A 20,289-nucleotide genomic window follows, 5' to 3' on the forward strand; every position below is an offset into this window, starting at 1 on the left:
ATCGCCATGGGACACATGCTGGACGCGCTTTCGCCGCGCCTTCTGGAAACCGGGCCGGTCGATCTCGCCGCGGCCCCTTCGGGCACCAATTTCAGGCGCGGCCGCGACGCCGAGGGGGTGGAATGGCTCCTCCTCGACATGCCGGGCCGCTCCGTCAACGTCGTCGACCAGTCGATGCTGGAAGAGCTCGACGGCATCCTCGGCGAACTGGAGAGGAACCCGCCGAAGGCGCTCGTCATCCGCTCGGTAAAGCCCTCTGGCTTCATCGTCGGCGCCGACATCAAGATGTTCGACGGCCTGAAGAGCGCCGGCGAGGTGGAAGAGGCGCTGGGCAAGGCCCATGCGGTCGTCGACCGGCTGGAGAAGCTTTCCTTCCCGACCGCCGCGATCATCCACGGCAACTGCCTCGGCGGGGGGCTTGAGATCGCGCTCGCCTGCAAGCGGCGGATCGCCGTCGGCAAGGCCAAGCTCGGTTTCCCGGAAGTGATGCTCGGCCTGCATCCGGGTCTTGGCGGCACCTATCGCTCCACCGCGCTCATCGACCCCACCGAGGCGATGACGATGATGCTGACGGGCAAGACGAAATCGGCCCGCGCCGCCAAGCGGCTCGGCCTCGTCGACGTCGCCATCGAGGAGCGCCATGTCGCCGCCGCCGTCTCCGCGCTTGCCAAGGGCGAACTGAAGAGCGCCGCCTCCGACGGGCTGATGGACAAGGCGCTGGCGACCGGCCCCGGACGCCGCTTCGCCGGCGAGCGTATGCGCTCCAAGGTCGCCGAGCGGGCGCGCCGGGAGCATTATCCCGCCCCCTATGCGCTGATCGAGCTCTGGCAGGAGCATGGCGGCGACCGGAAGGCGATGCAGGCGGGCGAGATCCGTTCCTTCGCCTCGCTGCTCGTCACCGACACGGCCCGCAACCTCATCCGCGTCTTCTTCCTGCGCGAGAAGCTGAAGGGCGAGGGCGCCGGCAAGAGCGGCATCCGCCACGTCCATGTCGTCGGCGCCGGCACGATGGGCGGCGAGATCGCCGCCTGGTGCGCCAAGAGCGGCATGACGGCGACGCTTCAGGACGTCGCCACCGCCCCGATCGGCAAGGCCGTGAAGTCGGCCGCGAGGATGCTGGAAAAGGTGCTGAAGGACCGGATCGCCATCCGCAACGCGCTCGACAGGCTGATCCCGGACCCGAACGGCTATGGCGCGGCCAAGGCCGACCTCATCATCGAGGCGGTGCCCGAAAGGCTCGACCTCAAGAAGAAGATCTATGCCGGCCTTGAAGAGAGGATGAAGCCCGGCGCGATCCTTGCGACCAACACCTCGTCCATCCCGCTGGAGGATCTGCGCGACGGACTGAAGGATCCCGCCCGCTTCGTCGGCATCCACTTCTTCAACCCGGTCTCGCGCATGCAGCTGGTGGAGGTGGTGCGCCATGACGGGCTGTCGGAAGAGACGCTGAAGACCACGCTCGCCTTCGTCACCGATATCGACCGCCTGCCGGCGCCGGTGAAGTCCTCGCCGGGCTTCCTCGTCAACAGGGTGCTGACGCCGTATCTCCTGGAAGCCATGCTCCTCCTCGACGAGGGCGTGGAGCCGGAGATGATCGACGAGGCGGCCGAGGAATTCGGCATGCCGATGGGCCCGGTGGAGCTGATGGACAATGTCGGCCTCGATGTCGGTCTGGCCGTCGCCGACGAGCTGCGCGGCCGGCTCTCCACGCCGATCCCCGAGGCACCCGCCTGGCTGAAGGAGAAGGTGGAAAAGGGCGAGCTCGGCAGGAAGACCGGCAAGGGGCTTTATACCTACGGCAAGGACGGCAAGCCGGAGAAGAAGCGCCACGAGGGCACCATCCAGCGCGCCGACCTTACCGACCGCCTGGTCCTGCCGCTCCTCAACACCTCCGTCGCGGCGCTGCGCGAGAACGTCGTCCGGGACGAGGACATCCTCGACGGCGCGATGATCTTCGGCACCGGCTTTGCGCCCTTTCGCGGCGGTCCGATCCACTATGCGCGCGGACGTGGCGTCGCCGAGATCGTCAAGCGGCTGGAGGAACTCGCCGAGAAATACGGCGAGCGTTTTGCGCCCGACGCCGGCTGGGCGGATCTGAGACAGGAAGAGCGTGCAGCCGCCTGAGGCATTTTCCGACGCCGAGGAGATCGCCGAGCGCATCATCGCCCATGTGGGCCGGGACATCGTTCTCGGCCTGCCGCTCGGCCTCGGCAAGGCCAACCGCGTGGCGAACGCGCTCTACCGGCGCGCCGCGCGCGATCCGTCCGTATCGCTGCGCATCTTCACCGGGCTGACGCTGCAGGCACCCTCGGCTTCTTCCGAGATCGAGAAGCGCTTCGTCGGTCCGCTCGCCGAACGGCTCTATGCCGGCTATCCGCCGCTCGAATACGCCGCGCCGATGCGCCGGGGCGAATTGCCGGCGAACGTCGCCGTCAACGAGTTCTTCTTCCTCGCCGGCAAATACCTTTCGAGCCCCGCGGCGCAGCAATCCTACATCAGCGCCAACTACACCCACGCCACCCGCGCGCTGCTCGACCGCGGCGTCAACGTGCTCGCCCAGATGGTGGCGAGGAAGGGGGAGGGGGCGGACGCCACCTATTCGCTTTCCTGCAACACCGACATCACCCTCGATATCCTGCCCACCTTCCGCCGCCGGCGCGAGACGGGCGAGAAGGTCGCCTATGTCGGCGAGGTCAACAACGCGCTGCCCTATATGCCCGGCCCGGCAGAGCTGCCGGCGAGCGATTTCGAGTTCCTGCTCGATGCCGGCGACCATCCCCTTTTCGTCACGCCCAAGCCGCCCATCTCGCTGGCCGATTACGCGATCGGCCTCAACGCGGCGAGCATGGTGCCGGATGGCGGCACGCTGCAGATCGGCATCGGCTCGATCGGCGATGCGCTGACCCATGCCCTCATCCTGCGCCACCGCGCGCCCGAGGTTTTTTGCGCCGCGCTCGATGCCCTCGGGCCTCCGCCGCAAGGGCTGGAGCGCCATTGCGAACCGTTTCGCGAGGGGCTTTACGGCGCCTCGGAGATGTTCGTCGACGGCTTCCTCGACCTTTACGAGGCCGGCATCCTGAAGCGGCCGGCGCATGACGGCGCCATCCTCCATGCCGGCTTCTTCCTCGGCCAGAAAAGCTTCTACGAGCGGCTGAAGGCGTTGCCGGAAGCCGAACGCATGAAGCTTTCCATGCGTGAGATCTCCTTCGTCAACGAGCTCTACGGCGTGCGCGAGGAAGAAAAGCGCCAAGACCGGCGCAAGGCCCGCTTCGTCAACAACGCCATGATGGCGACGCTGATGGGGGCCATCGTCTCCGACCAGCTGGAGGACGGGCGCGTCGTTTCCGGCGTCGGCGGCCAGTACAATTTCGTCGCCCAGGCCTTCGCGCTCCAGGATGCGCATTCGGTGATGGCGCTCCACGCCTCGCGCACCTCCGCCGGCAGGCCCCGCTCCAACATCGTCTGGAGCTACGGCCACGAGACGGTGCCGCGACACCTGAAGGACATCGTCGTCACCGAATACGGCATTGCGAGCCTGCGCGGGCGCACCGACAGCGAAACGATCGCGGCGATGCTCGCCATCGCCGATGCCCGCTTCCAGGCGGATCTGGAAAAAAGCGCCAGATCGGCCGGCAAGCTGGAGAAGGCCTATCGTTTCACGGGGCCCGAAAACACGCGCGCGCGCATCGAAACGGCGCTTTCGCCCTTCCGGCGCGAGGGGCATCTGCCGCGCTTTCCGCTCGGCACCGATTTCACCGCGGACGAGCAGGCGCTTCTGCCCGCGCTCGCCTTCCTGAAGGGCCACAAGGGCGACTGGCTCGCTCTGGCGAAGACGCTGCGCGAAGGCTGGCGCGCCGACGACATTTCGGCTGAGGAGGAACGCGCGCTCGCCCGCATGCAGCTTCAAAACCCGTCGGGGCTGAAGGAAAGGGCCCTGGCGGCCCTGATCCTCGGCGCCCTGCGCAAGGGCTGACCTACGCTACGGCGTCGGCGACCATGTCGGGGTCGCGCATGATCACCCGCACATAGGCGACGGCGAAATCCGGCGGCGTCACGCGCGCCTGCTCCCAGTCCCGCAACGTGCCGAGGGGCACCCGGAAGCGCCGCGCGAACTCCGCCTGCGAGAGGCCGAGGCCGATGCGTGCCTTGCGCACGATGCGCGCTTTCTGCCCCCGGTCCATCGCTTCGGCCGAGACGTCGAAATCTTCCGGGTCCTGCGGATCAGCGGGCAGAACGATACGATCTTTCTTCACTCTTGTTGCTCCTGCGCACCGAGATGAAACGCGGCAGCGTACCGCGCCAGACGAAAACGGCCGTGTACGCCTTGCCGTCGACCTCGCCGATCGCCTTGAACCGTTCTTCCCCGTCCTGCGGCCGTATCGAGGGAAGGATCAGAAGGTTCTCATCCTCCATGATCCGGTCGCCGAAGATGAGCGGCAGGCCGTGACGCTTGAGATTGATTGCGTCCTTGGCCGGGTCGAACCTGTCTCCCATGGGAAATATATACGGAAATTCCGTAGTTCTGCAAATTGTCACCTTGGTCGCGCCCCTCGACTTCTCGGCCCGTCTCGCCGATGTTTCCGGCAGGCGAGAAGGGGCGGGATGCTGGAGACGGCCGGCGAGAGCGAGGATGCGGGCGGGCGGGCGATCCCTGCCGCGCCCCGGCGCATGCAGCGCGTGGAGGCAGCGGCGGGCGTTTCCTTCAAGCTCGCCGACGGCCGCACCCGCCTCGACCGGCTCTATCAGCAGGGCTCCGCAAAGATCCGCCTGCCGCGCGTGCCGGCCGGGCGAATGCCGGAGGCCGTCACCATCAACACCGCCGGGGGCCTGACGGGCGGCGACCGGCTGTCGCTGTCCGTCGAGGTGAAGGACGGCGCGGCCGCGATTCTGACCAGTCAGGCCTGCGAGAAGCTCTACCGCTCCGCGGGCGGCCTCGCCGAGATCGACGTCGACCTCAGGCTCGGAAAGGGCGCGAGCCTCTTCTGGCTGCCGCAGGAGGCGATCGCCTTCAACGGCGCCGGCTGCCGACGAAGTATCCGCGCCGAGCTGGCGGAGGGCGCGCGCCTTCTCGCCGTGGAATCGACCCTCCTCGGCCGCGCCGCGATGGGCGAGACCGTCACCAGCGCCGCTCTCTTTGAAAGCTGGCGCATCCGCCGGGCGGGCAGGCTCGTCCATGCCGACGAACTCGCCCTTTGCGGCGACGTCTCGGCGCTTTCGGCGGCGCCGGCCACGCTCGCCGGCGGGCGCGCCTTTTCAAGCCTCGTCATGGTGGCGGAGGATGCCGAGCGCTTCCTTTCGCCGCTGCGCGAAGCGCTTGGGCCGGGCGGCGGCGCGAGCGCATTTGCTGGCAAGCTTCTTGCTCGGCTTGTCGCCGCGGACGGGCTTGCGCTCAGGCGCCGGCTTGTGCCCGCCCTGAGAATCCTGTTGGCAGGCGAGGCCCTGCCCAAAATCTGGACCCTGTGAGGAAACGGCATGCAGCTCACCCCGCGCGAGAAGGACAAGCTCCTGGTGGCGATGGCGGCCGAAGTGGCGCGCAAGCGGCTGGAGCGCGGCGTGAAGCTCAATCATCCCGAGGCCATCGCGCTGATCACCGACTTCGTTGTGGAAGGCGCGCGCGACGGCCGCCCCGTCGCCGAGCTGATGGAGGCCGGCGCGCATGTCATTGCGCGCGATCAGGTGATGGAGGGCGTCGCCGAGATGATCCACGACGTGCAGGTGGAGGCGACCTTCCCGGACGGCACCAAGCTCGTTACCGTGCATGAGCCGATCCGCTAGGGGGCGGGAGAGAACATGCCGGCGCCGGCCCTTCCGGGCGCTGCGCCGGAGAAGAATTCGCGCAATGTCGCGCGAAGGGCGTGACCGATATCCGGGCGCCAGGTCGACCAAATGAGGGACTTTTTATGCTGAGACTGCTTGGAATTTCCGCCGGTATGCTGGTGGCTGCCACGGCGCCCGCCTTCGCCCATCTCAATCCGGGCGAGCACGGCTCCTTCGCCGCCGGCTTTTCCCATCCGATGTTCGGGCTCGACCATATCCTGGCGATGGTCGCCGTCGGCCTGTGGGCCGCCATGCTCGGCGGGCGCGCCGTCTGGGCCGTGCCTTCGGCCTTCGTCGGAACCATGGTGATCGGCTTCGCGCTGGCCCTTTCCGGCATCGCCCTTCCCTTCGTGGAGCCGGTGATCCTCGCTTCCGTCGTCGTCCTCGGCCTCGTCGTGGCGATGGCCGTGCGCCTGCCGGCCGCCGCCGGCGCTGTCCTTGTCGGCCTGTTCGCGCTTTTCCATGGCCACGCCCATGGCGGCGAGATCGGCTCTGCGACGGCCATGTCCTATCTCGCGGGCTTTGCCCTCGCCACGGCCGCGCTGCATGGCGTCGGTATCGGCACCGGCCTTCTTCTCGGCGCCAGCCGTTCCAGGACGGGCTTCGCGCTGGCTCGCGGCCTCGGCGGCGCCACCGCGCTCGCCGGCATCGGTCTTTTTGCAGGAGTGCTCTGACCATGATCCCCGGCGAGGTCCTCACGGCCGAAGGCGACATCACCTTGAACGCCGGGGCGGCGACCGTCACTTTGACGGTCGCCAATACCGGGGACCGGCCGGTGCAGGTCGGTTCGCACTATCATTTCTTCGAGACCAACGAGGCGCTCTCCTTCGAGCGCGACAAGGCCCGCGGCATGCGCCTCGATATCGCCGCCGGCACGGCCGTGCGCTTCGAGCCGGGCCAGAGCCGCGAGGTGACGCTCGTCGCCTATGGCGGCGACAGGAAAGTCTACGGCTTCAACCAGAAAATCATGGGCGCGCTTTGATGGCGGCACGCCAAGGGTGAAGCGCTCTCGACGATGGAGGGACAAGGATGGCGGCGGAGACCTATGAGGGCGGGTGCCATTGCGGCGCGGTCCGCTACACGGCGAAGGTCGACCTTTCCGAGGTCGTCAGCTGCAACTGCTCGCGCTGCTCGCGGCTCGGCTGGCTGATCGCCTTCCTGCCCGCGAGCGAGTTCACCCTGCATTCGGGCGGGGACAATCTCACCGACTACCAGTTCAACAAGCACGTCGTGCATCATCTCTTCTGCTCCACCTGCGGCATCGAGAGTTTTGCGCGCGGAGAGCACCAGGGCGCGGAGATGGTCGTGGTCAATGCGCGCTGCCTCGACGGTGTCGATCCGGCCAGCCTGAGCGTCCGGCACGTCGATGGCAGGAATCTCTGAAGGGCCGGGCATCCCGGCCCGGCCCTTCCTTGGCGGCACGCTTTGCTCAGCCGGGAAACGGCTTGGGCGGCAGGGAGCGCAGATAGGCGATGATCGCCTGAAGGTCCTCGTCCTTCAGATGGGCATAGAAGGCGTAGGGCATCGGCGGCAGCATTTTCGAGCCGTCCGGCCGCACCCCCTCCTTCAGGATGCGCGCCACCTGCGCGTCGCTGAGATGCGCGATCCCGTTCTCGTGCGGCGTGATGTTGGCCGAGGTCGAGATGCCCCACGGGCCGGGGAAGGCAAAGCCGCCGGCGCCGAGCTGGTTCTCAAAGTCGCGGCGCGGCCCGACCATCGGCGTGTGGCATTCCACGCAATGGCCGACAGGGCCGGCCAGATAGCCGCCATAGGCGAGGATATCCTCGTGCGGCACGTCGCCGACATGGCCGACGGGCGGTCCGTAGCTCGCCGGGAGGGGGATGTTGTAGGTAGATTTCGGCACCCGGTTCTTCACCGGCGGAACCGCGCGCAGATAGGCGACGATCGCCTTCACGTCGGTATCCGACATGCCGCGGTAGAGCTCGATCGGCATGGGGGGACCGATGATCGTGCCGTCCGGCCGCACGCCCTCGCGGATCGCGTGGATCAGCTCCTCGTCCGACCACGCGCCGATGCCCGTCTCGACGTCGGGCGTGATGTTGCCGGCATAGGCCGTGAAGGCCTCGTTCTCCTGAATGAGCTGGCCCGCAAGCTCCATCCCAGCGACCGGACCTTCGGGTCCGACGGGCGTATGGCAGTTGCCGCAGGCGGCGATGGAATTCATCAGGTAGGTGCCGCGTTCCAGCAGGGTCTCGGCCTGCGCCGGGTGGACGGCAGCCAGCATTGCGCACGCACCAAGAAGCGTACGGAGTCTCATCTATGTGTCTCCCCGAAAAAGACCGGCAGGCTAAGCATTGATGCCGGGCGTCGCGGCGAATTGCCGCGGGCGTGTCGGTAGAGGGGAGGCGGCTTCTTGGCAACGACTTTCGTTTGCTTTGCGGGCCGCAAGTGTTCGTTGCGTGAGCTATGTCACAAAGGCGGATCCGGGGCGCTTGCGCAAAGAAAAGGCGCGACATGGCATGCCGCGCCTTTCCCGGGGCATTTTCGCGCCGGCCCGTCAGGCGCGCACGAAGAGCAGCAGGTCGCCGGAGGGCATCACCTCGACGGCCACCACCTTGGTGACGTCGAGCCCGCCTTTGGAAAGGCGCGCACCAAGGTCCTCGTGGTGCGAGATGGCGCTCTGAAGGGCCGCGACCTTCTCCTCGTTGGCCGCGACGGCCTCGTCGACCTTCGCCGTCGTCTCGGCGCCGGCGCGCTCGTCGATGGCGATGACGCCGACGCGCTTCACCTCGGCGCCGGTGATGGCTTCGGCCGCGTTGCCCGCATCTTCGATCGAGGCGACGACGGTATCGACGGTGATCGGCTCTTTGGCCTGCGCGGCGACGGCCGGCTGATTGGCGGGGGCCCCGGCCTGAGGACTCGCCTGCGGGGTAGCGGCCGGAGCGGAATCCTGCGCCCCCGTTCCCTGTGCGAAGCCGGCCGCCGTCAGCGCCGGCAGGGCGATCGCGGCCGCGGCCGCTGTCTTCAAGATGGTGCGCATGGTCTTTTCCTCTCTGACAGAGTTGGAGACGCCCGCCAAAGGGCGGGCATGTTGCAGGCCCCGCCAGTCTCCGGCGCGAGGGGCCGAAAATGTGCTCCTCCAGTGATGATTTCCGGGCTTGTTGCCGGCGCTCCTGTGACGCGAGCAACGCCGGCTGAGCTTTGCCCATCCGCCCGCATTCACCCCCGTTCCGATCCTTCGCCCGCGCCCGCCGGATGGCGCGGCACCCAACCTGTGGAGAGCTTCTGAATGCCCGCAACGATCTCCCGCGCCGCCTATGCCGACATGTTCGGCCCCACCACAGGCGACAAGGTGCGCCTCGCCGATACCGAGCTCTTCATCGAGGTGGAGAAGGACCTCACAATCTACGGCGAGGAGGTGAAGTTCGGCGGCGGCAAGGTCATCCGCGACGGCATGGGCCAGAGCCAGCATTCGCGGCAGGGCGGGGCGGTCGACACCGTCATCACCAACGCGCTGATCGTCGACCACACCGGCATCTACAAGGCCGATATCGGCCTGAAGGACGGCCGCATTGCCGCCATCGGCAAGGCCGGCAACCCGGATACGCAGCCGGGCGTCGACATCATCGTCGGCCCGGGGACGGAGGCGATCGCCGGCGAGGGCAAGATCGTCACCGCCGGCGGCTTCGACAGCCACATCCATTTCATCTGCCCGCAGCAGATCGAAGAGGCGCTGATGTCGGGCGTCACGACGATGCTCGGCGGCGGCACCGGCCCGGCGCATGGCACGCTGGCGACGACCTGCACGCCGGGACCCTGGCACATGGCGCGGATGATACAGGCCGTCGATGCCTTTCCGATCAACATCGGCTTTTCCGGCAAGGGCAACGCCTCCCTGCCGGCGGCGCTGGAGGAGGTGGTGAGGGGAGGGGCCTGTGCGCTCAAGCTGCACGAGGACTGGGGCACCACGCCCGGCGCCATCGATTGCTGCCTGTCTGTCGCCGACGATTACGACGTGCAGGTGATGATCCACACCGACACGCTCAATGAATCCGGCTTCGTGGAGAACACCGTCGCCGCCTTCAAGGGCCGCACCATCCATGCCTTCCACACCGAGGGGGCGGGCGGCGGCCATGCGCCGGACATCATCAAGGTGTGCGGGCTGGCGAACGTCCTGCCGTCCTCCACCAATCCGACAAGGCCCTATACGAGGAACACCATCGACGAGCATCTCGACATGCTCATGGTCTGCCACCACCTCGATTCCAACATTCCCGAGGACGTCGCCTTCGCCGAGAGCCGCATCCGCAAGGAGACGATCGCGGCCGAGGACATCCTCCACGACATGGGTGCCTTTTCGATCATCGCCTCCGACAGCCAGGCGATGGGCCGCGTCGGCGAGGTGCTGATCCGCACCTTCCAGACCGCCCACAAGATGAAGGTGCAGCGCGGCCGCCTTGCCGAGGAGAGCGGCGACAACGACAATTTCCGCGTCCGCCGCTACATCGCCAAGGTGACGATCAACCCGGCCATCGCCCACGGCATGGCGGGCGAGATCGGCTCCCTGGAAGTCGGCAAGCGCGCCGATATCGTCCTCTGGGATCCGGCCTTCTTCGCCGTGAAACCCTTCATGGTGCTCGTCGGCGGCACCATCGCCGCCGCCCCGATGGGCGATCCGAACGCCTCCATCCCGACGCCACAGCCGGTGCATTACCGGCCGATGTTCGGCGCCTACGGCAAGGCGCTGACGAATTCCGCCGTGACCTTCGTTTCCAAGATCGCGGCCGAGGAGGGTCTGCGCGAGAAGATCGGCGTGGAAAAGGAACTTGTCGCCGTGGCGAACACCCGCGGCGGCATCTCCAAGGCGTCGATGCTCCTCAACGATGCGACGCCGGAGATCGAGGTCGATCCGGAAACCTACGAGGTCAGGGCGAACGGCGAGATCCTCACCTGCGAGCCGGCCGAGGTGCTGCCGATGGCGCAGCGGTATTTTCTGTTCTGAGGGGCGCGATGAGCCTGACTGTCTGCGAAGCCGATCCCGCCTTCGATCGCTGGGAAGAGCTGCATGCCCTCCTGATGGCGTCCTTCGCCTACATGGCGGAACGTATCGACCCGCCGTCCTCGCTCCTTGCCATGGGGCCTGCCGAGCTGCGGGCCAAGGCCGCTTCGGAGACGCTTCTCCTGGCGATGGAGGACGAGAAGATCGTCGGCTGCGCCTTCCTGCGGCTCGAGCCTGATTGCCTCTATGTCGGCAAGGTCGCCGTCGACGCGGCCCGGCGCGGTGCCGGCATCGCCCGCCGCCTCCTCGCTCTGGCGGAAGCGAGGGCGGTCGCGGCCGGCCGCCCATGCCTGAAGTTGCAGACGCGCATCGAGCTGACGGAGAACCACGCCGCCTTCGCCCGCCTCGGTTTCGTCCGCACGGCAGAGACGGCGCATGCGGGATACGACCGGCCGACCAGCATCACCATGACGAAACTGCTCGCGGAGGCCGCGTCGGAAGCTGGCGGCGAGAAGGTGGCGCTGGCGGGCTGAAGGCTACCGCGGCGGCCCGGCGCGCGGTAGAACGGGCACGAAAGAACGGGGCTGGGGTAGGAGAAATTCGCGATGATCGCCTGGGGCCTCTTCATTCCGGCGTGCTTTGCCGTCAACTGCGCGCCGGGCCCGAACAACATGCTGGCCTTTTCCAATGCCGCGCGGCTCGGCCCGGCGAAGGCGTTCGCCGGCGGGCTCGGCCGCATGTTCGCCTTCGTCATCCTGATCGCCATCACCATCGTCGGTCTCGGCGCCGTGCTCGCCGCCTCCGCGGAGGCCTTCTTCGTCGTGAAGATGGCGGGCGCCGTCTATCTTCTCTATGTCGGCGTCCAGATCCTGCGCCGTGCCCGGCGGCTGGCCGCGGTCGATCCGGCGAGCGTGGGCATCCGCGAGCTGATGCGCCGCGACTTCACCGTCGCCATCACCAATCCGAAGGCGATCGCGCTCTTCACCGCCTTCTTCCCGCAGTTCATCGATCCGGCCTATCCGGCCTGGGAACAGCTTGCCAGGCTCGGCGGCGCCTTCCTGGTGCTGGAGGTCGCGGCCGTCGCGATCTATGTCGCCGCCGGAGCGCTCCTCAAGGGCGCCCTGCGATCGCAGGGCGTCTTCGTCTGGCTGAACCGGCTGGTGGGCACGGCGCTGATTGCCTCCGGCGCCTCCATGGCGGCGACGAGCCGATGAGCGCCGCGCCGCTCGCGCGCGCCGGCGAGGTGAGGGCGGCCGGCACCTGGCAGGGCGAGCCGGCGGACGAGGTGCAGCTTGTCTCCGGCGACCGGCATCGCCGCCGGCTGGTGCTGACCACCGCCCACGGCCTCTCTTTCCTCCTCGACCTGCCGGAAGCGCGGCTTCTGCGCGAAGGCGACGCGCTCTGTCTGGAGGATGGCCGCCTCGTGCGCGTGCGCGCCCGGCCCGAGCCGCTGATGGAGGTCACGGCGCCCGACGGGAACGCCCTCCTGCGGCTCGCCTGGCATCTCGGCAACCGCCACACCCCGGCCGCGCTGGAAGGCACCCGCATCCTCATCCGCCCCGACCATGTGCTGGCCGAGATGGTGCGCGGGCTTGGCGGGCAGGTGCGCGAGGTGGAGGAGCCGTTCGATCCGGAAACCGGCGCCTATCATGGCCATGGCGAGGAGGGGGGCCATATGCACGGCCACACCCATACCTGACCACCCCATCCGAAACCGGACGAGGCGACATGTCATTCTTCGACCCGAGCAACGGCACGAAAAGCGAGCGGCACAGGAAGGTCTACGCGTTCTACGAGTTCGCATTCACCATCGTCGATTTTTCCGCCGCGATCCTCTTCTTCGTTGGCTCCATCCTCTTCTTCTACAAGCCGCTGGAGAACGCGGCGATCTGGTGCTTCGTCATCGGCTCGGCCTGCTTCGCGGCCAAGCCGACGATCCGCGTCATCCGCGAACTCCACTACATCTCCATCGGCGACTATTCCGATCTCGCCAAAGCGGGCCAGCAGTGAGCATCGGCTCTCCGGCCGCGCCATGAGCGAGGCGGCTCTCCTGAAGCTGCAGCACTGGCTCTCGCCGGCCTTTCCAGTCGGCGCCTTCGCCTATTCGCACGGGCTGGAGCGGGCCGTCGCCGCCGGCTGGGTGAAGGACCGCAAGAGCCTCAGGCAATGGCTCGCCAGCCTCGTGACGGCGGGCTCGTTAAAATCGGAGGCGGTGCTGTTCGCCGCTGCCTGGAAGGCGGCGGCCGCACGCGACGATGCCCTTCTTGCCGAAATCGCCGAACTGGCCGAGGCGCTCGCGCCCTCGGCCGAGCGCCGGCTGGAAACCATGGCGCAGGGCGAGGCCTTCGCGGCCGCGCTCGGCACCCCGCCGCGCCCCTGGCCCGTCGCTGTTGCAGGCGCGGCGGCGGGCGAGGGGCTCGCCCTCAAGGTGGCGCTCGCCGCTTTCCTGCAGGCGGGCGTCGTCAATCTCGCCTCGGCCGCGCAGCGCACCATCCCCATCGGCCAGAAGGACGCGCTCGCCGTCGTCGATGCCCTGCGGCCCGATATCCTCGCCATCGCCCAATGGGCGGAAGGCTCCGGCCTTGACGACCTCGGCTCGGCGAGCCTTCTGTCCGACATCGCTTCGATGCAGCACGAAGCCCAAGAGACGAGGCTGTTCCGCTCATGACGATCGCTGAGACGATGGAGAATTCAGGGCCGTCGCCTGCCGGCTCGCCGCATGGGCCGCTGCGCGTGGGCATCGGCGGGCCGGTCGGCTCCGGCAAGACAACGCTGAGCGAAAAGCTCTGCAAGGCGATGCGCGCCGACTACTCGCTCGCCGTCGTCACCAACGACATCTATACCAAGGAGGACGCCCTCATCCTCGCCCGCCTCCAGGCTCTGCCGGAAGACCGGATCGTGGGCGTGGAGACGGGCGGCTGCCCGCATACGGCGATCCGCGAGGACGCCTCCATCAACCTCGCCGCCATCGCCGACCTCAACCGCCGGCATCCCGATCTCGACCTCGTGCTGATCGAATCGGGCGGCGACAATCTCGCCGCCACCTTCTCGCCGGACCTTGCCGATCTGACGCTCTATGTCATCAGCGTCTGCGAGGGCGAGAAGATCCCGCGAAAGGGTGGGCCGGCGATCACCCGCTCCGACCTCCTCATCATCAACAAGACGGACCTTGCCCCCTATGTCGGGGCCGATCTCGACGTCATGGCGCGCGATGCGGCGCGGGTGCGCGAGGGGCGGCCGTTTCTCTTCACCGACCTTTCGCGCTCGAAGGGGATCGAGGAGATCGTGGCGTTCCTGGCCGCTTCGGGAGGGCTGGCGCCTGCGGCGCCTCGCTGAGCGTTCCGACGTTGTCCTTCGCTTCGCTATAGAGCTTCGGAAAGTGCGGCAGGAACTGCGTGCCTGAATGCACGACGAAATCGAGGAAGGCGCGGGCGGGCGGCGATAGCGTCTTGTCGCGCCTTCGCACGATGAACCATTGCCGGCGGATCGGCAGGCCCTCCAGATCGATGGCGACGAGCCGGCCGGCCTTCACCTCCTCGGCGACCGTATGGGCGGAGAGGAAGGCGATGCCGAGCCCGGCCATCACCGCCTGCTTGATCGTCTCATTGGAGCCGAACTCGACGTAGTGGATCGAGGGGTCGGCGATGAGGTCGCCGAGATAGATCTCCATGGAGGTGCGCGTGCCCGAGCCCGCCTCGCGCACCAGCAGCGTCTCGCCCGACAATTCGTTGGTCGAAAGGCCGACGCCGCCCGCCAGCCGGTGCTCCGGACCGGCGATCATGATGAGCGGATGGTCGCCGAAGACGGCCGCCTCCACCGGCAGGCCCTTCGGCGGGCGGCCCATCACCGCGCAATCGATGGTGAAGTCGCCGAGCGCCTTGATGATCTCCTCGCGATTGCCGAGCGTCAGCCGCACGTCGATGATCGGATGGCGCCGCTTGAAGCCCGCGATCAGGGCGGGGGCGAAGTACTTGGCCGTGGAGACCGCACCGGCCTTCACCATGCCCGAGGAGAGCCCCTTCAGGCCGTTGACGGTCTCGTCGAGCCGCGCCAGCGCTGCCTCCACCTCCAGCGCGGTCTGGTTCACCGCCACGCCAGCGTCAGTCAGTCGCATCCCCTGCGCCGTGCGGTCGAAGAGGAGCAGGCCGAGCCCTTCCTCCACCTGCTTCAGCGTCAGAGTCACGGCCGGGCCCGTCAGGCCTAAGGCTCTGGCGGCGCTCGCGATTGTGCCGCGTCGCGCAATTTCCGCAACGGCTCTCAGCTGCCGCATGGTCATCCATTCCATGGCGTGCAGTTAAACAAACTTACTGGCAGGCTTACAAGAATTAAATTTACTTATCTAAACCAGGGTGTATCCCACCGGACCAAGGCCGGGGACGCTCCCTGGCCAAGGGAGGGCAGAAAAATGGCGGGGCTGAGCACGCTCGAAGCGTTTCTGACAGCCTATAGCGGCAGGGATCCGCTGAAACTTGCGGTCGTCGACACCGTCCGGGCCATCGCCCGTGCAAGCCGCCAGATCCGCGATATTGTTTCCCAGGGTGCCCTTGGCGGCGACCTGGGCGGGGCGCGGGGCTCCACCAACGCCGATGGCGACCGGCAGCGCTTCCTCGATGTGCGCGCCGACGAGATCGTCCTCTCGGAGCTGCGTCAGGCGCCCGTCGCGGCCTATGCCTCCGAGGAGATCGGCTCGCCGATCCTCATCAATCCGGATGGCCCGCTCGCGGTCGCCGTCGATCCGCTCGACGGCTCGTCCAACATCGACACCAACGTCTCGATCGGCACGATCTTCTCGGTGCTGCCGCATGTGGCCAGCGCCACCGATGGCGTCTCCTCCAGCTTCGCCCAGTCCGGCCGCAAGCAGCTGGCCGCCGGCTTCGTCGTTTACGGGCCGCAGCTCGCTCTCGTCCTGTCGGTGGGCGAGGGCACGCACGTCTTCGTCTATTCGCACCGCATCGGCGGCTACCAGCAGATCCTCGACAACGTGCTGATCCCGCCGAACACCGCCGAATTCGCCATCAACATGTCGAACTACCGGCACTGGCACGAGGGCGTGCGCCTCTATATCGACGATTGCCTCGACGGCCAGGCCGGCCCGCGCGCCCGCGATTTCAACATGCGCTGGATCGCCTCGCTGGTCGCCGACGCCTACCGGATCTTCAATCGCGGTGGCGTCTTCCTCTATCCGCGCGATGATCGGCGCGGCTACAGCGAGGGGCGTCTGCGCCTCGTCTACGAGGCGAACCCGATCGCCATGCTCGTCGAGCAGGCGGGGGGCGCGGCGACCGACGGCGTCCTGCCGATCCTCGACTGCGTACCCACAAGTCTTCACCAGCGCACCCCGCTCGTCTTCGGCTCCAAGCGCGAGGTCGAGCGAATTGCCCGTTACCACGAGGCTCCCGCGATGATCGGCGAGCGCTCGCCTCTCTTCACCCATCGCGGCCTCTTCCGAGTCTGAGGCGAAAGATATGTCAGCCAAGCACCCGATCATTTCCGTGACCGGCTCCTCGGGCGCAGGCACCACTTCGGTGCGGCGCACCTTCGAGCAGATTTTCCGGCGCGAAGGCGTCAACGCCGTCTTCATCGAGGGCGACGCCTACCACCGCTACAACCGCGTGGAGATGCGCGCCGAGACGGAGCGCCACAAGGCCGAGGGCGACCTTTCCTTCAGCCATTTCAGCCCGGAGGCGAACCTCCTCTGCGAGCTGGAGACGATGTTCGAGGAATACGGCCGCAAGGGCACCGGCAAGACCCGCCACTATGTCCATGACGACGACGAGGCGAAGCTCTACGGCAGCCCTCCGGGCGAGTTTACCGACTGGGAGCCGTTCGCGACCGATTCCGACCTCCTCTTCTACGAGGGCCTGCACGGGGCCGTCGTCACCGAGGACGTCAACATCGCCCAGCATCCGGACCTGAAGATCGGCGTCGTGCCGGTCATCAATCTCGAATGGATCCAGAAGATCCATCGTGACCGCTCGACCCGCGGCTACACCACCGAGGCGGTGACGGACACGATCCTGCGGCGCATGCCGGACTACGTCCATTACATCTGCCCGCAGTTTACCGAGACGACGATCAACTTCCAGCGCGTGCCGATCGTCGACACCTCGAACCCGCTGGTGGCGCGGTGGATCCCGACGGCCGACGAATCCATGGTCGTCATCCGCTTCGCCAATCCGCGCGGCATCGATTTTCCCTATCTGCTCTCGATGATCCACGACTCCTTCATGTCCCGGGCGAACTCCATCGTCATCCCCGGCGGCAAGCTGGACATCGCCATGCAGCTCATTTTGACGCCGCTGATCCTGCAACTCATCGAACGCAAGCGGCGCGTGTCGTAGACGGAGGAACGTCGCTATGGTCCCAGTCAATTCCAGTGCCCTGGCCACCGCCTCCGACGAGGTCGGTCCGGACATGAAGCGCATGGCCGACGCCATCCGCGTCCTTTCAATGGATGCGGTGGAGAAGGCGAAATCCGGCCATCCGGGCATGCCCATGGGCATGGCCGATGTCGCAACCGTGCTCTTTTCGAAGTTCATGCGCTTCGACCCGCAGGACGCCGCCTGGCCCGATCGCGACCGCTTCGTGCTGTCGACCGGCCACGGCTCCATGCTGCTCTATTCGCTCCTCTACCTGACCGGCTATCCGGAGGCGACGATCGAGGAGCTCGCCAATTTCCGCCAGCTCGGCGCCAAGACCGCCGGTCATCCCGAATACGGCCATCTGGCGGGCGTGGAGGTCACCACCGGCCCGCTTGGCCAGGGCCTCGGCGCGGCGGTCGGCATGGCGCTCGGCGAGCGGATGATGGCCGCGCGCTTCGGTGAAGACCTCGTCGACCACTACACCTACGCCATCGCCGGCGACGGCTGCCTGATGGAAGGCGTCAGCCACGAGGCGATCGATCTTGCCGGCCATCTGCGGCTCTCAAAGCTCATCGTCCTGTTCGACGACAACGAGATCTCCATCGACGGGCCGACCTCGCTGTCGACCTCCGTGGACCAGCTGAAGCGCTTCGAGGCGGCCGGCTGGTCGACGCGCCGGGTCGACGGCCACGACATCGCCGCGGTCGAGCAGGCCATCGCCGAGGAAAGGAAGACCGACCGGCCCTCGCTGATCGCCTGCCGCACCGTCATCGGCCGCGGCGCCCCCAACAAGCAGGGCACCCATGGCGTCCACGGCGCCCCGCTCGGCGCCGACGAGATCGCCGCCGTGCGCGAGGGGCTCGGCTGGACCGACGAGCCGTTCGTCGTGCCGGCCGAAATCCTCGATGACTGGCGGGCCGCCGGTGCGCGCGGCACGGGCCTCCACGCCGAATGGAAGGATCGCCTCGCGGCCGCCCCGGACACCATGCGCCAGCTCTTCCACCAGGCGCTGGAACTCGATTTCGACACCGATCTGGAAGACACGATCGACGCCATCAAGGTGCGCTTTGCGGCCGAGAAGCCGAAGCTCGCCACCCGCCAGTCCTCGCAGAAGGTGCTGGAGGAGCTGGTGCCGGCGCTGCCCTGGATGATCGGCGGCTCGGCCGACCTGACGGGCTCTAACGGCACCCGCATCGCCTCCCACCGTTCCGTCTCGGCGGATGATTTTTCCGGCGGCTACATCAACTACGGCGTGCGCGAGCACGGCATGGCAGCCGCCATGAACGGCCTCGCCCTGCATGGCGGCTTCGTGCCCTATGGTGGCACCTTCCTGGTCTTCGCCGATTATTCGCGGCCTTCGATCCGCCTGGCTGCCCTGATGGGCGTGCGCGTCATCCATGTGATGACCCACGATTCCATCGGCCTCGGCGAGGACGGGCCGACCCACCAGCCGGTGGAGCATCTGGAATCGCTGCGCGCCATGCCCAACGTCAACGTCTTCCGCCCGGCCGACGCGGTGGAGACGGCCGAATGCTGGCTCTCGGCGATCCAGAACTCGACCGGGCCTTCCGTCCTCTGCCTGACGCGCCAGGGTCTTCCGACCCTGCGCACCGAGCACCTGTCGGAGAACCTGACGGCGCGCGGCGCCTATGTCCTGCGCGACACCGAGGGCGAGCGCGACGTGACGCTGATGGCGAGCGGTTCGGAAGTCGCGATCGCCGTCGAGGCGGCCGAGCGGCTCGCCGGCGAGGGCATCGCCGCAGCCGTCGTCTCCATGCCCTGCATCGACCTCTTCAAGAAGCAGGACCGGGACTACCAGGAGAAGATCCTCGGCACCGCACCGCGCATCGCCGTCGAGGCCGCGGTGCGCGATGGCTGGGACCGCTGGCTCGGCCCGCAGGGCACCTTCATCGGCATGCAGGGCTTCGGTGCAAGCGGGCCCTACGAGGAGCTTTACGAGCACTTCGGCATCACCCCGGCCGCCATCGTCGAGGCGGCCAAGACCTACATCAACATTGGCAAGGAGAGCGAGTGATGGCGCGCATCACCCTTCGGCAGCTTCTGGATCACGCCGCCGAGCACGGCTACGGCGTTCCCGCCTTCAACATCAACAACATGGAGCAGGGGCTTGCCATCCTGGAGGCGGCCTCCGCGGTTGACGCCCCGGTCATCATCCAGGCGAGCCGGGGTGCGCGCGCTTATGCGAACGACATCATGCTCGCCAAGATGATGGAGGCGCTCGCCGAGATCTATCCGCAGATCCCGATCTGCATCCATCAGGACCACGGCAACGACGAATCCACCTGCCTGACGGCCATCCAGCACGGCTTCACTTCCGTGATGATGGACGGCTCGCTGGAGGCGGACGCCAAGACGCCCGCTTCCTACGAGTACAACGTCGACATCACCCGCCGCGTCGCCGAGATGGCGCACTGGGTCGGCGCCTCGGTGGAGGGCGAGCTCGGCGTGCTCGGCTCGCTGGAGACCGGCGAGGGCGAGGCCGAGGACGGCCATGGCGCCGAGGGCAAGCTCTCCCACGACCAGCTCCTCACCGATCCCGACCAGGCGGTGGAGTTCGTGCGGGCGACCAAGGTCGACGCGCTGGCGATCGCCATGGGCACCAGCCACGGCGCCTACAAGTTCACCCGCAAGCCCGACGGCGACATCCTGGCGATGCACGTCATCGAGGAGATCCACCGCCGCCTGCCGGATACGCATCTGGTCATGCACGGCTCTTCCTCGGTGCCGCAGGAGCTCCAGGACATCATCAACGCCTATGGCGGGGCGATGCCGCAGACCTACGGCGTGCCGGTGGAGGAGATCGAGCGCGGCATCCGCCACGGCGTCAGGAAGGTGAACATCGACACCGACTGCCGCATGGCCATGACCGGCCAGTACCGCAAGATCGCCCAGGAAAACCCCGCGGAATTCGATCCGCGCAAGTTCAACAAGCCCGCCATGGAAGCCATGCGCGAGCTCTGCCGGGACCGCTTCGAGCGCTTCGGCACGGCCGGCAACGCTTCCAAGATCAAGGTCATCCCGCTTTCGGAGATGGCCAAGCGCTACAAGAGCGGCGCCCTCGATCCCAAGACCGACATGGCACGCGCCGCCGCCTGAGGCTGGAGCCCAAGGCCGACAACCCGAAAGCGA

The 20,289-nt window shown here is 67.5% G+C and carries 23 protein-coding genes; 18 read left to right on the top strand and 5 right to left on the bottom strand.

Annotated features, from left to right (window positions below):
- The first annotated feature begins 6 nt into the window (after positions 1-6).
- Both CLD20_RS12235 and CLD20_RS12240 read left to right on the top strand, forming a co-directional pair.
- Complete coding sequence (locus tag CLD20_RS12235) at positions 7-2,124, top strand: 3-hydroxyacyl-CoA dehydrogenase NAD-binding domain-containing protein (protein ID WP_224406927.1); 2,118 nt, start codon at positions 7-9, stop codon at positions 2,122-2,124.
- Positions 2,111-3,973 carry an acetyl-CoA hydrolase/transferase C-terminal domain-containing protein gene (locus CLD20_RS12240; RefSeq protein ID WP_224406928.1) on the top strand — a complete coding sequence of 621 codons (1,863 nt, stop codon included), beginning with the start codon at positions 2,111-2,113 and terminating at the stop codon, positions 3,971-3,973. The genes CLD20_RS12235 and CLD20_RS12240 overlap by 14 nt, the downstream gene beginning before the upstream one ends.
- 1 nt (position 3,974) lies before the next feature.
- Here CLD20_RS12240 and CLD20_RS12245 read toward each other — a convergent pair whose 3' ends face one another.
- A complete protein-coding gene (locus CLD20_RS12245; protein WP_224406929.1) occupies positions 3,975-4,253 on the bottom strand; it encodes a helix-turn-helix domain-containing protein in 279 nt (92 codons plus the stop codon).
- Positions 4,222-4,494 (bottom strand): BrnT family toxin, encoded by a 273-nt coding sequence (locus tag CLD20_RS12250; protein WP_224406930.1) that lies wholly within the window; start codon positions 4,492-4,494, stop codon positions 4,222-4,224. Before CLD20_RS12250 ends, CLD20_RS12245 begins: the two co-directional genes overlap by 32 nt.
- Positions 4,495-4,602: 108 nt before the next feature.
- On the opposite strand from CLD20_RS12250, the gene CLD20_RS12255 reads away from it, so the two are divergent.
- The 5 genes from CLD20_RS12255 (at position 4,603) to CLD20_RS12275 (ending at position 7,200) form a co-directional block, all read left to right on the top strand.
- A complete protein-coding gene (locus tag CLD20_RS12255; RefSeq protein ID WP_224406931.1) occupies positions 4,603-5,463 on the top strand; it encodes an urease accessory protein UreD in 861 nt (286 codons plus the stop codon).
- 9 nt (positions 5,464-5,472) lie between these two features.
- Positions 5,473-5,775 carry an urease subunit gamma gene (locus CLD20_RS12260; protein ID WP_224406932.1) on the top strand — a complete coding sequence of 101 codons (303 nt, stop codon included), beginning with the start codon at positions 5,473-5,475 and terminating at the stop codon, positions 5,773-5,775.
- A gap of 125 nt (positions 5,776-5,900) precedes the next feature.
- Positions 5,901-6,491 (top strand): HupE/UreJ family protein, encoded by a 591-nt coding sequence (locus CLD20_RS12265; RefSeq protein WP_224406933.1) that lies wholly within the window; start codon positions 5,901-5,903, stop codon positions 6,489-6,491.
- Between the two features lie 2 nt (positions 6,492-6,493).
- Positions 6,494-6,799 (top strand): urease subunit beta, encoded by a 306-nt coding sequence (locus CLD20_RS12270; RefSeq protein WP_224406934.1) that lies wholly within the window; start codon positions 6,494-6,496, stop codon positions 6,797-6,799.
- A gap of 47 nt (positions 6,800-6,846) precedes the next feature.
- Positions 6,847-7,200 (top strand): GFA family protein, encoded by a 354-nt coding sequence (locus CLD20_RS12275; protein ID WP_224406935.1) that lies wholly within the window; start codon positions 6,847-6,849, stop codon positions 7,198-7,200.
- A 46-nt stretch (positions 7,201-7,246) separates the two neighbouring features.
- On the opposite strand, the gene CLD20_RS12280 is transcribed toward CLD20_RS12275, so the two are convergent.
- Positions 7,247-8,095 (bottom strand): cytochrome c, encoded by an 849-nt coding sequence (locus tag CLD20_RS12280; protein ID WP_224406936.1) that lies wholly within the window; start codon positions 8,093-8,095, stop codon positions 7,247-7,249.
- Between the two features lie 240 nt (positions 8,096-8,335).
- Entirely contained in the window at positions 8,336-8,818 is a 483-nt protein-coding gene (locus tag CLD20_RS12285; RefSeq protein ID WP_224406937.1) for a hypothetical protein, read from the bottom strand.
- Between the two features lie 249 nt (positions 8,819-9,067).
- Here CLD20_RS12285 and ureC point away from each other — a divergent pair, with 249 nt between their 5' ends.
- From ureC to ureG, 7 genes are all read left to right on the top strand, one after another.
- Entirely contained in the window at positions 9,068-10,780 is a 1,713-nt protein-coding gene (gene ureC / locus CLD20_RS12290) for an urease subunit alpha (protein ID WP_224406938.1), read from the top strand.
- A gap of 8 nt (positions 10,781-10,788) precedes the next feature.
- Positions 10,789-11,310, top strand: coding sequence for a GNAT family N-acetyltransferase (locus CLD20_RS12295; protein ID WP_224406939.1), 522 nt, complete (start codon positions 10,789-10,791; stop codon positions 11,308-11,310).
- A gap of 72 nt (positions 11,311-11,382) precedes the next feature.
- Positions 11,383-11,991, top strand: a complete 609-nt coding sequence (locus CLD20_RS12300) for a LysE family translocator (protein ID WP_224406940.1) — start codon at positions 11,383-11,385, stop codon at positions 11,989-11,991.
- Positions 11,988-12,476, top strand: a complete 489-nt coding sequence (locus CLD20_RS12305; RefSeq protein WP_224406941.1) for an urease accessory protein UreE — start codon at positions 11,988-11,990, stop codon at positions 12,474-12,476. The genes CLD20_RS12300 and CLD20_RS12305 overlap by 4 nt, the downstream gene beginning before the upstream one ends.
- Positions 12,477-12,505: 29 nt before the next feature.
- The gene (locus CLD20_RS12310; RefSeq protein WP_224406942.1) at positions 12,506-12,787 is read left to right on the top strand and encodes a YrhK family protein; all 282 of its coding nucleotides are present in this window, start codon (positions 12,506-12,508) and stop codon (positions 12,785-12,787) included.
- 22 nt (positions 12,788-12,809) lie between these two features.
- Entirely contained in the window at positions 12,810-13,445 is a 636-nt protein-coding gene (locus CLD20_RS12315; RefSeq protein ID WP_224406943.1) for an urease accessory protein UreF, read from the top strand.
- Positions 13,442-14,113, top strand: a complete 672-nt coding sequence (gene ureG, locus CLD20_RS12320; RefSeq protein ID WP_224406944.1) for an urease accessory protein UreG — start codon at positions 13,442-13,444, stop codon at positions 14,111-14,113. Before CLD20_RS12315 ends, ureG begins: the two co-directional genes overlap by 4 nt.
- On the opposite strand, the gene CLD20_RS12325 is transcribed toward ureG, so the two are convergent.
- Positions 14,025-15,062: a LysR family transcriptional regulator gene (locus CLD20_RS12325; RefSeq protein ID WP_224406945.1), complete on the bottom strand. Its 1,038-nt coding sequence runs from the start codon at positions 15,060-15,062 to the stop codon at positions 14,025-14,027. The two genes, ureG and CLD20_RS12325, sit on opposite strands and share 89 nt — an antisense overlap.
- Before the next feature lie 120 nt (positions 15,063-15,182).
- Here CLD20_RS12325 and CLD20_RS12330 point away from each other — a divergent pair, with 120 nt between their 5' ends.
- Genes CLD20_RS12330 through fba form a run of 4 tightly spaced genes read left to right on the top strand, consistent with a single transcriptional unit; the run spans position 15,183 to position 20,256 of the window.
- Positions 15,183-16,232: a class 1 fructose-bisphosphatase gene (locus tag CLD20_RS12330; RefSeq protein WP_224406946.1), complete on the top strand. Its 1,050-nt coding sequence runs from the start codon at positions 15,183-15,185 to the stop codon at positions 16,230-16,232.
- A gap of 10 nt (positions 16,233-16,242) precedes the next feature.
- On the top strand, positions 16,243-17,118 hold the full coding sequence (locus CLD20_RS12335) for a phosphoribulokinase (protein ID WP_224406947.1): 876 nt from the start codon (positions 16,243-16,245) through the stop codon (positions 17,116-17,118).
- A gap of 16 nt (positions 17,119-17,134) precedes the next feature.
- Positions 17,135-19,174, top strand: a complete 2,040-nt coding sequence (gene tkt / locus CLD20_RS12340; RefSeq protein WP_370636877.1) for a transketolase — start codon at positions 17,135-17,137, stop codon at positions 19,172-19,174.
- A complete protein-coding gene (gene fba, locus CLD20_RS12345; protein WP_224406948.1) occupies positions 19,174-20,256 on the top strand; it encodes a class II fructose-bisphosphate aldolase in 1,083 nt (360 codons plus the stop codon). Before tkt ends, fba begins: the two co-directional genes overlap by 1 nt.
- Positions 20,257-20,289: the final 33 nt, after the last annotated feature.

The organism is Afifella sp. IM 167 (assembly GCF_020144925.1).
Lineage (GTDB): Bacteria > Pseudomonadota > Alphaproteobacteria > Rhizobiales > Afifellaceae > Afifella.

Excerpts from the sequence above, each read along its gene's own strand:
- tkt (WP_370636877.1), top strand. The coding sequence starts at position 17,135 with ATGGTCCCAGTCAATTCCAGTGCCCTGGCCACCGCCTCCGACGAGGTC.
- CLD20_RS12315 (WP_224406943.1), top strand. The coding sequence starts at position 12,810 with ATGAGCGAGGCGGCTCTCCTGAAGCTGCAGCACTGGCTCTCGCCGGCC.
- CLD20_RS12235 (WP_224406927.1), top strand. The coding sequence starts at position 7 with ATGGGACACATGCTGGACGCGCTTTCGCCGCGCCTTCTGGAAACCGGG.
- CLD20_RS12330 (WP_224406946.1), top strand. The coding sequence starts at position 15,183 with ATGGCGGGGCTGAGCACGCTCGAAGCGTTTCTGACAGCCTATAGCGGC.
- CLD20_RS12305 (WP_224406941.1), top strand. The coding sequence starts at position 11,988 with ATGAGCGCCGCGCCGCTCGCGCGCGCCGGCGAGGTGAGGGCGGCCGGC.
- ureG (WP_224406944.1), top strand. The coding sequence starts at position 13,442 with ATGACGATCGCTGAGACGATGGAGAATTCAGGGCCGTCGCCTGCCGGC.
- CLD20_RS12265 (WP_224406933.1), top strand. The coding sequence starts at position 5,901 with ATGCTGAGACTGCTTGGAATTTCCGCCGGTATGCTGGTGGCTGCCACG.
- ureC (WP_224406938.1), top strand. The coding sequence starts at position 9,068 with ATGCCCGCAACGATCTCCCGCGCCGCCTATGCCGACATGTTCGGCCCC.
- CLD20_RS12250 (WP_224406930.1), bottom strand. The coding sequence starts at position 4,494 with ATGGGAGACAGGTTCGACCCGGCCAAGGACGCAATCAATCTCAAGCGT.
- CLD20_RS12270 (WP_224406934.1), top strand. The coding sequence starts at position 6,494 with ATGATCCCCGGCGAGGTCCTCACGGCCGAAGGCGACATCACCTTGAAC.
- CLD20_RS12295 (WP_224406939.1), top strand. The coding sequence starts at position 10,789 with ATGAGCCTGACTGTCTGCGAAGCCGATCCCGCCTTCGATCGCTGGGAA.
- CLD20_RS12260 (WP_224406932.1), top strand. The coding sequence starts at position 5,473 with ATGCAGCTCACCCCGCGCGAGAAGGACAAGCTCCTGGTGGCGATGGCG.
- CLD20_RS12275 (WP_224406935.1), top strand. The coding sequence starts at position 6,847 with ATGGCGGCGGAGACCTATGAGGGCGGGTGCCATTGCGGCGCGGTCCGC.
- CLD20_RS12255 (WP_224406931.1), top strand. The coding sequence starts at position 4,603 with ATGCTGGAGACGGCCGGCGAGAGCGAGGATGCGGGCGGGCGGGCGATC.
- CLD20_RS12280 (WP_224406936.1), bottom strand. The coding sequence starts at position 8,095 with ATGAGACTCCGTACGCTTCTTGGTGCGTGCGCAATGCTGGCTGCCGTC.
- CLD20_RS12310 (WP_224406942.1), top strand. The coding sequence starts at position 12,506 with ATGTCATTCTTCGACCCGAGCAACGGCACGAAAAGCGAGCGGCACAGG.
- CLD20_RS12300 (WP_224406940.1), top strand. The coding sequence starts at position 11,383 with ATGATCGCCTGGGGCCTCTTCATTCCGGCGTGCTTTGCCGTCAACTGC.
- CLD20_RS12335 (WP_224406947.1), top strand. The coding sequence starts at position 16,243 with ATGTCAGCCAAGCACCCGATCATTTCCGTGACCGGCTCCTCGGGCGCA.
- fba (WP_224406948.1), top strand. The coding sequence starts at position 19,174 with ATGGCGCGCATCACCCTTCGGCAGCTTCTGGATCACGCCGCCGAGCAC.
- CLD20_RS12325 (WP_224406945.1), bottom strand. The coding sequence starts at position 15,062 with ATGGAATGGATGACCATGCGGCAGCTGAGAGCCGTTGCGGAAATTGCG.
- CLD20_RS12285 (WP_224406937.1), bottom strand. The coding sequence starts at position 8,818 with ATGCGCACCATCTTGAAGACAGCGGCCGCGGCCGCGATCGCCCTGCCG.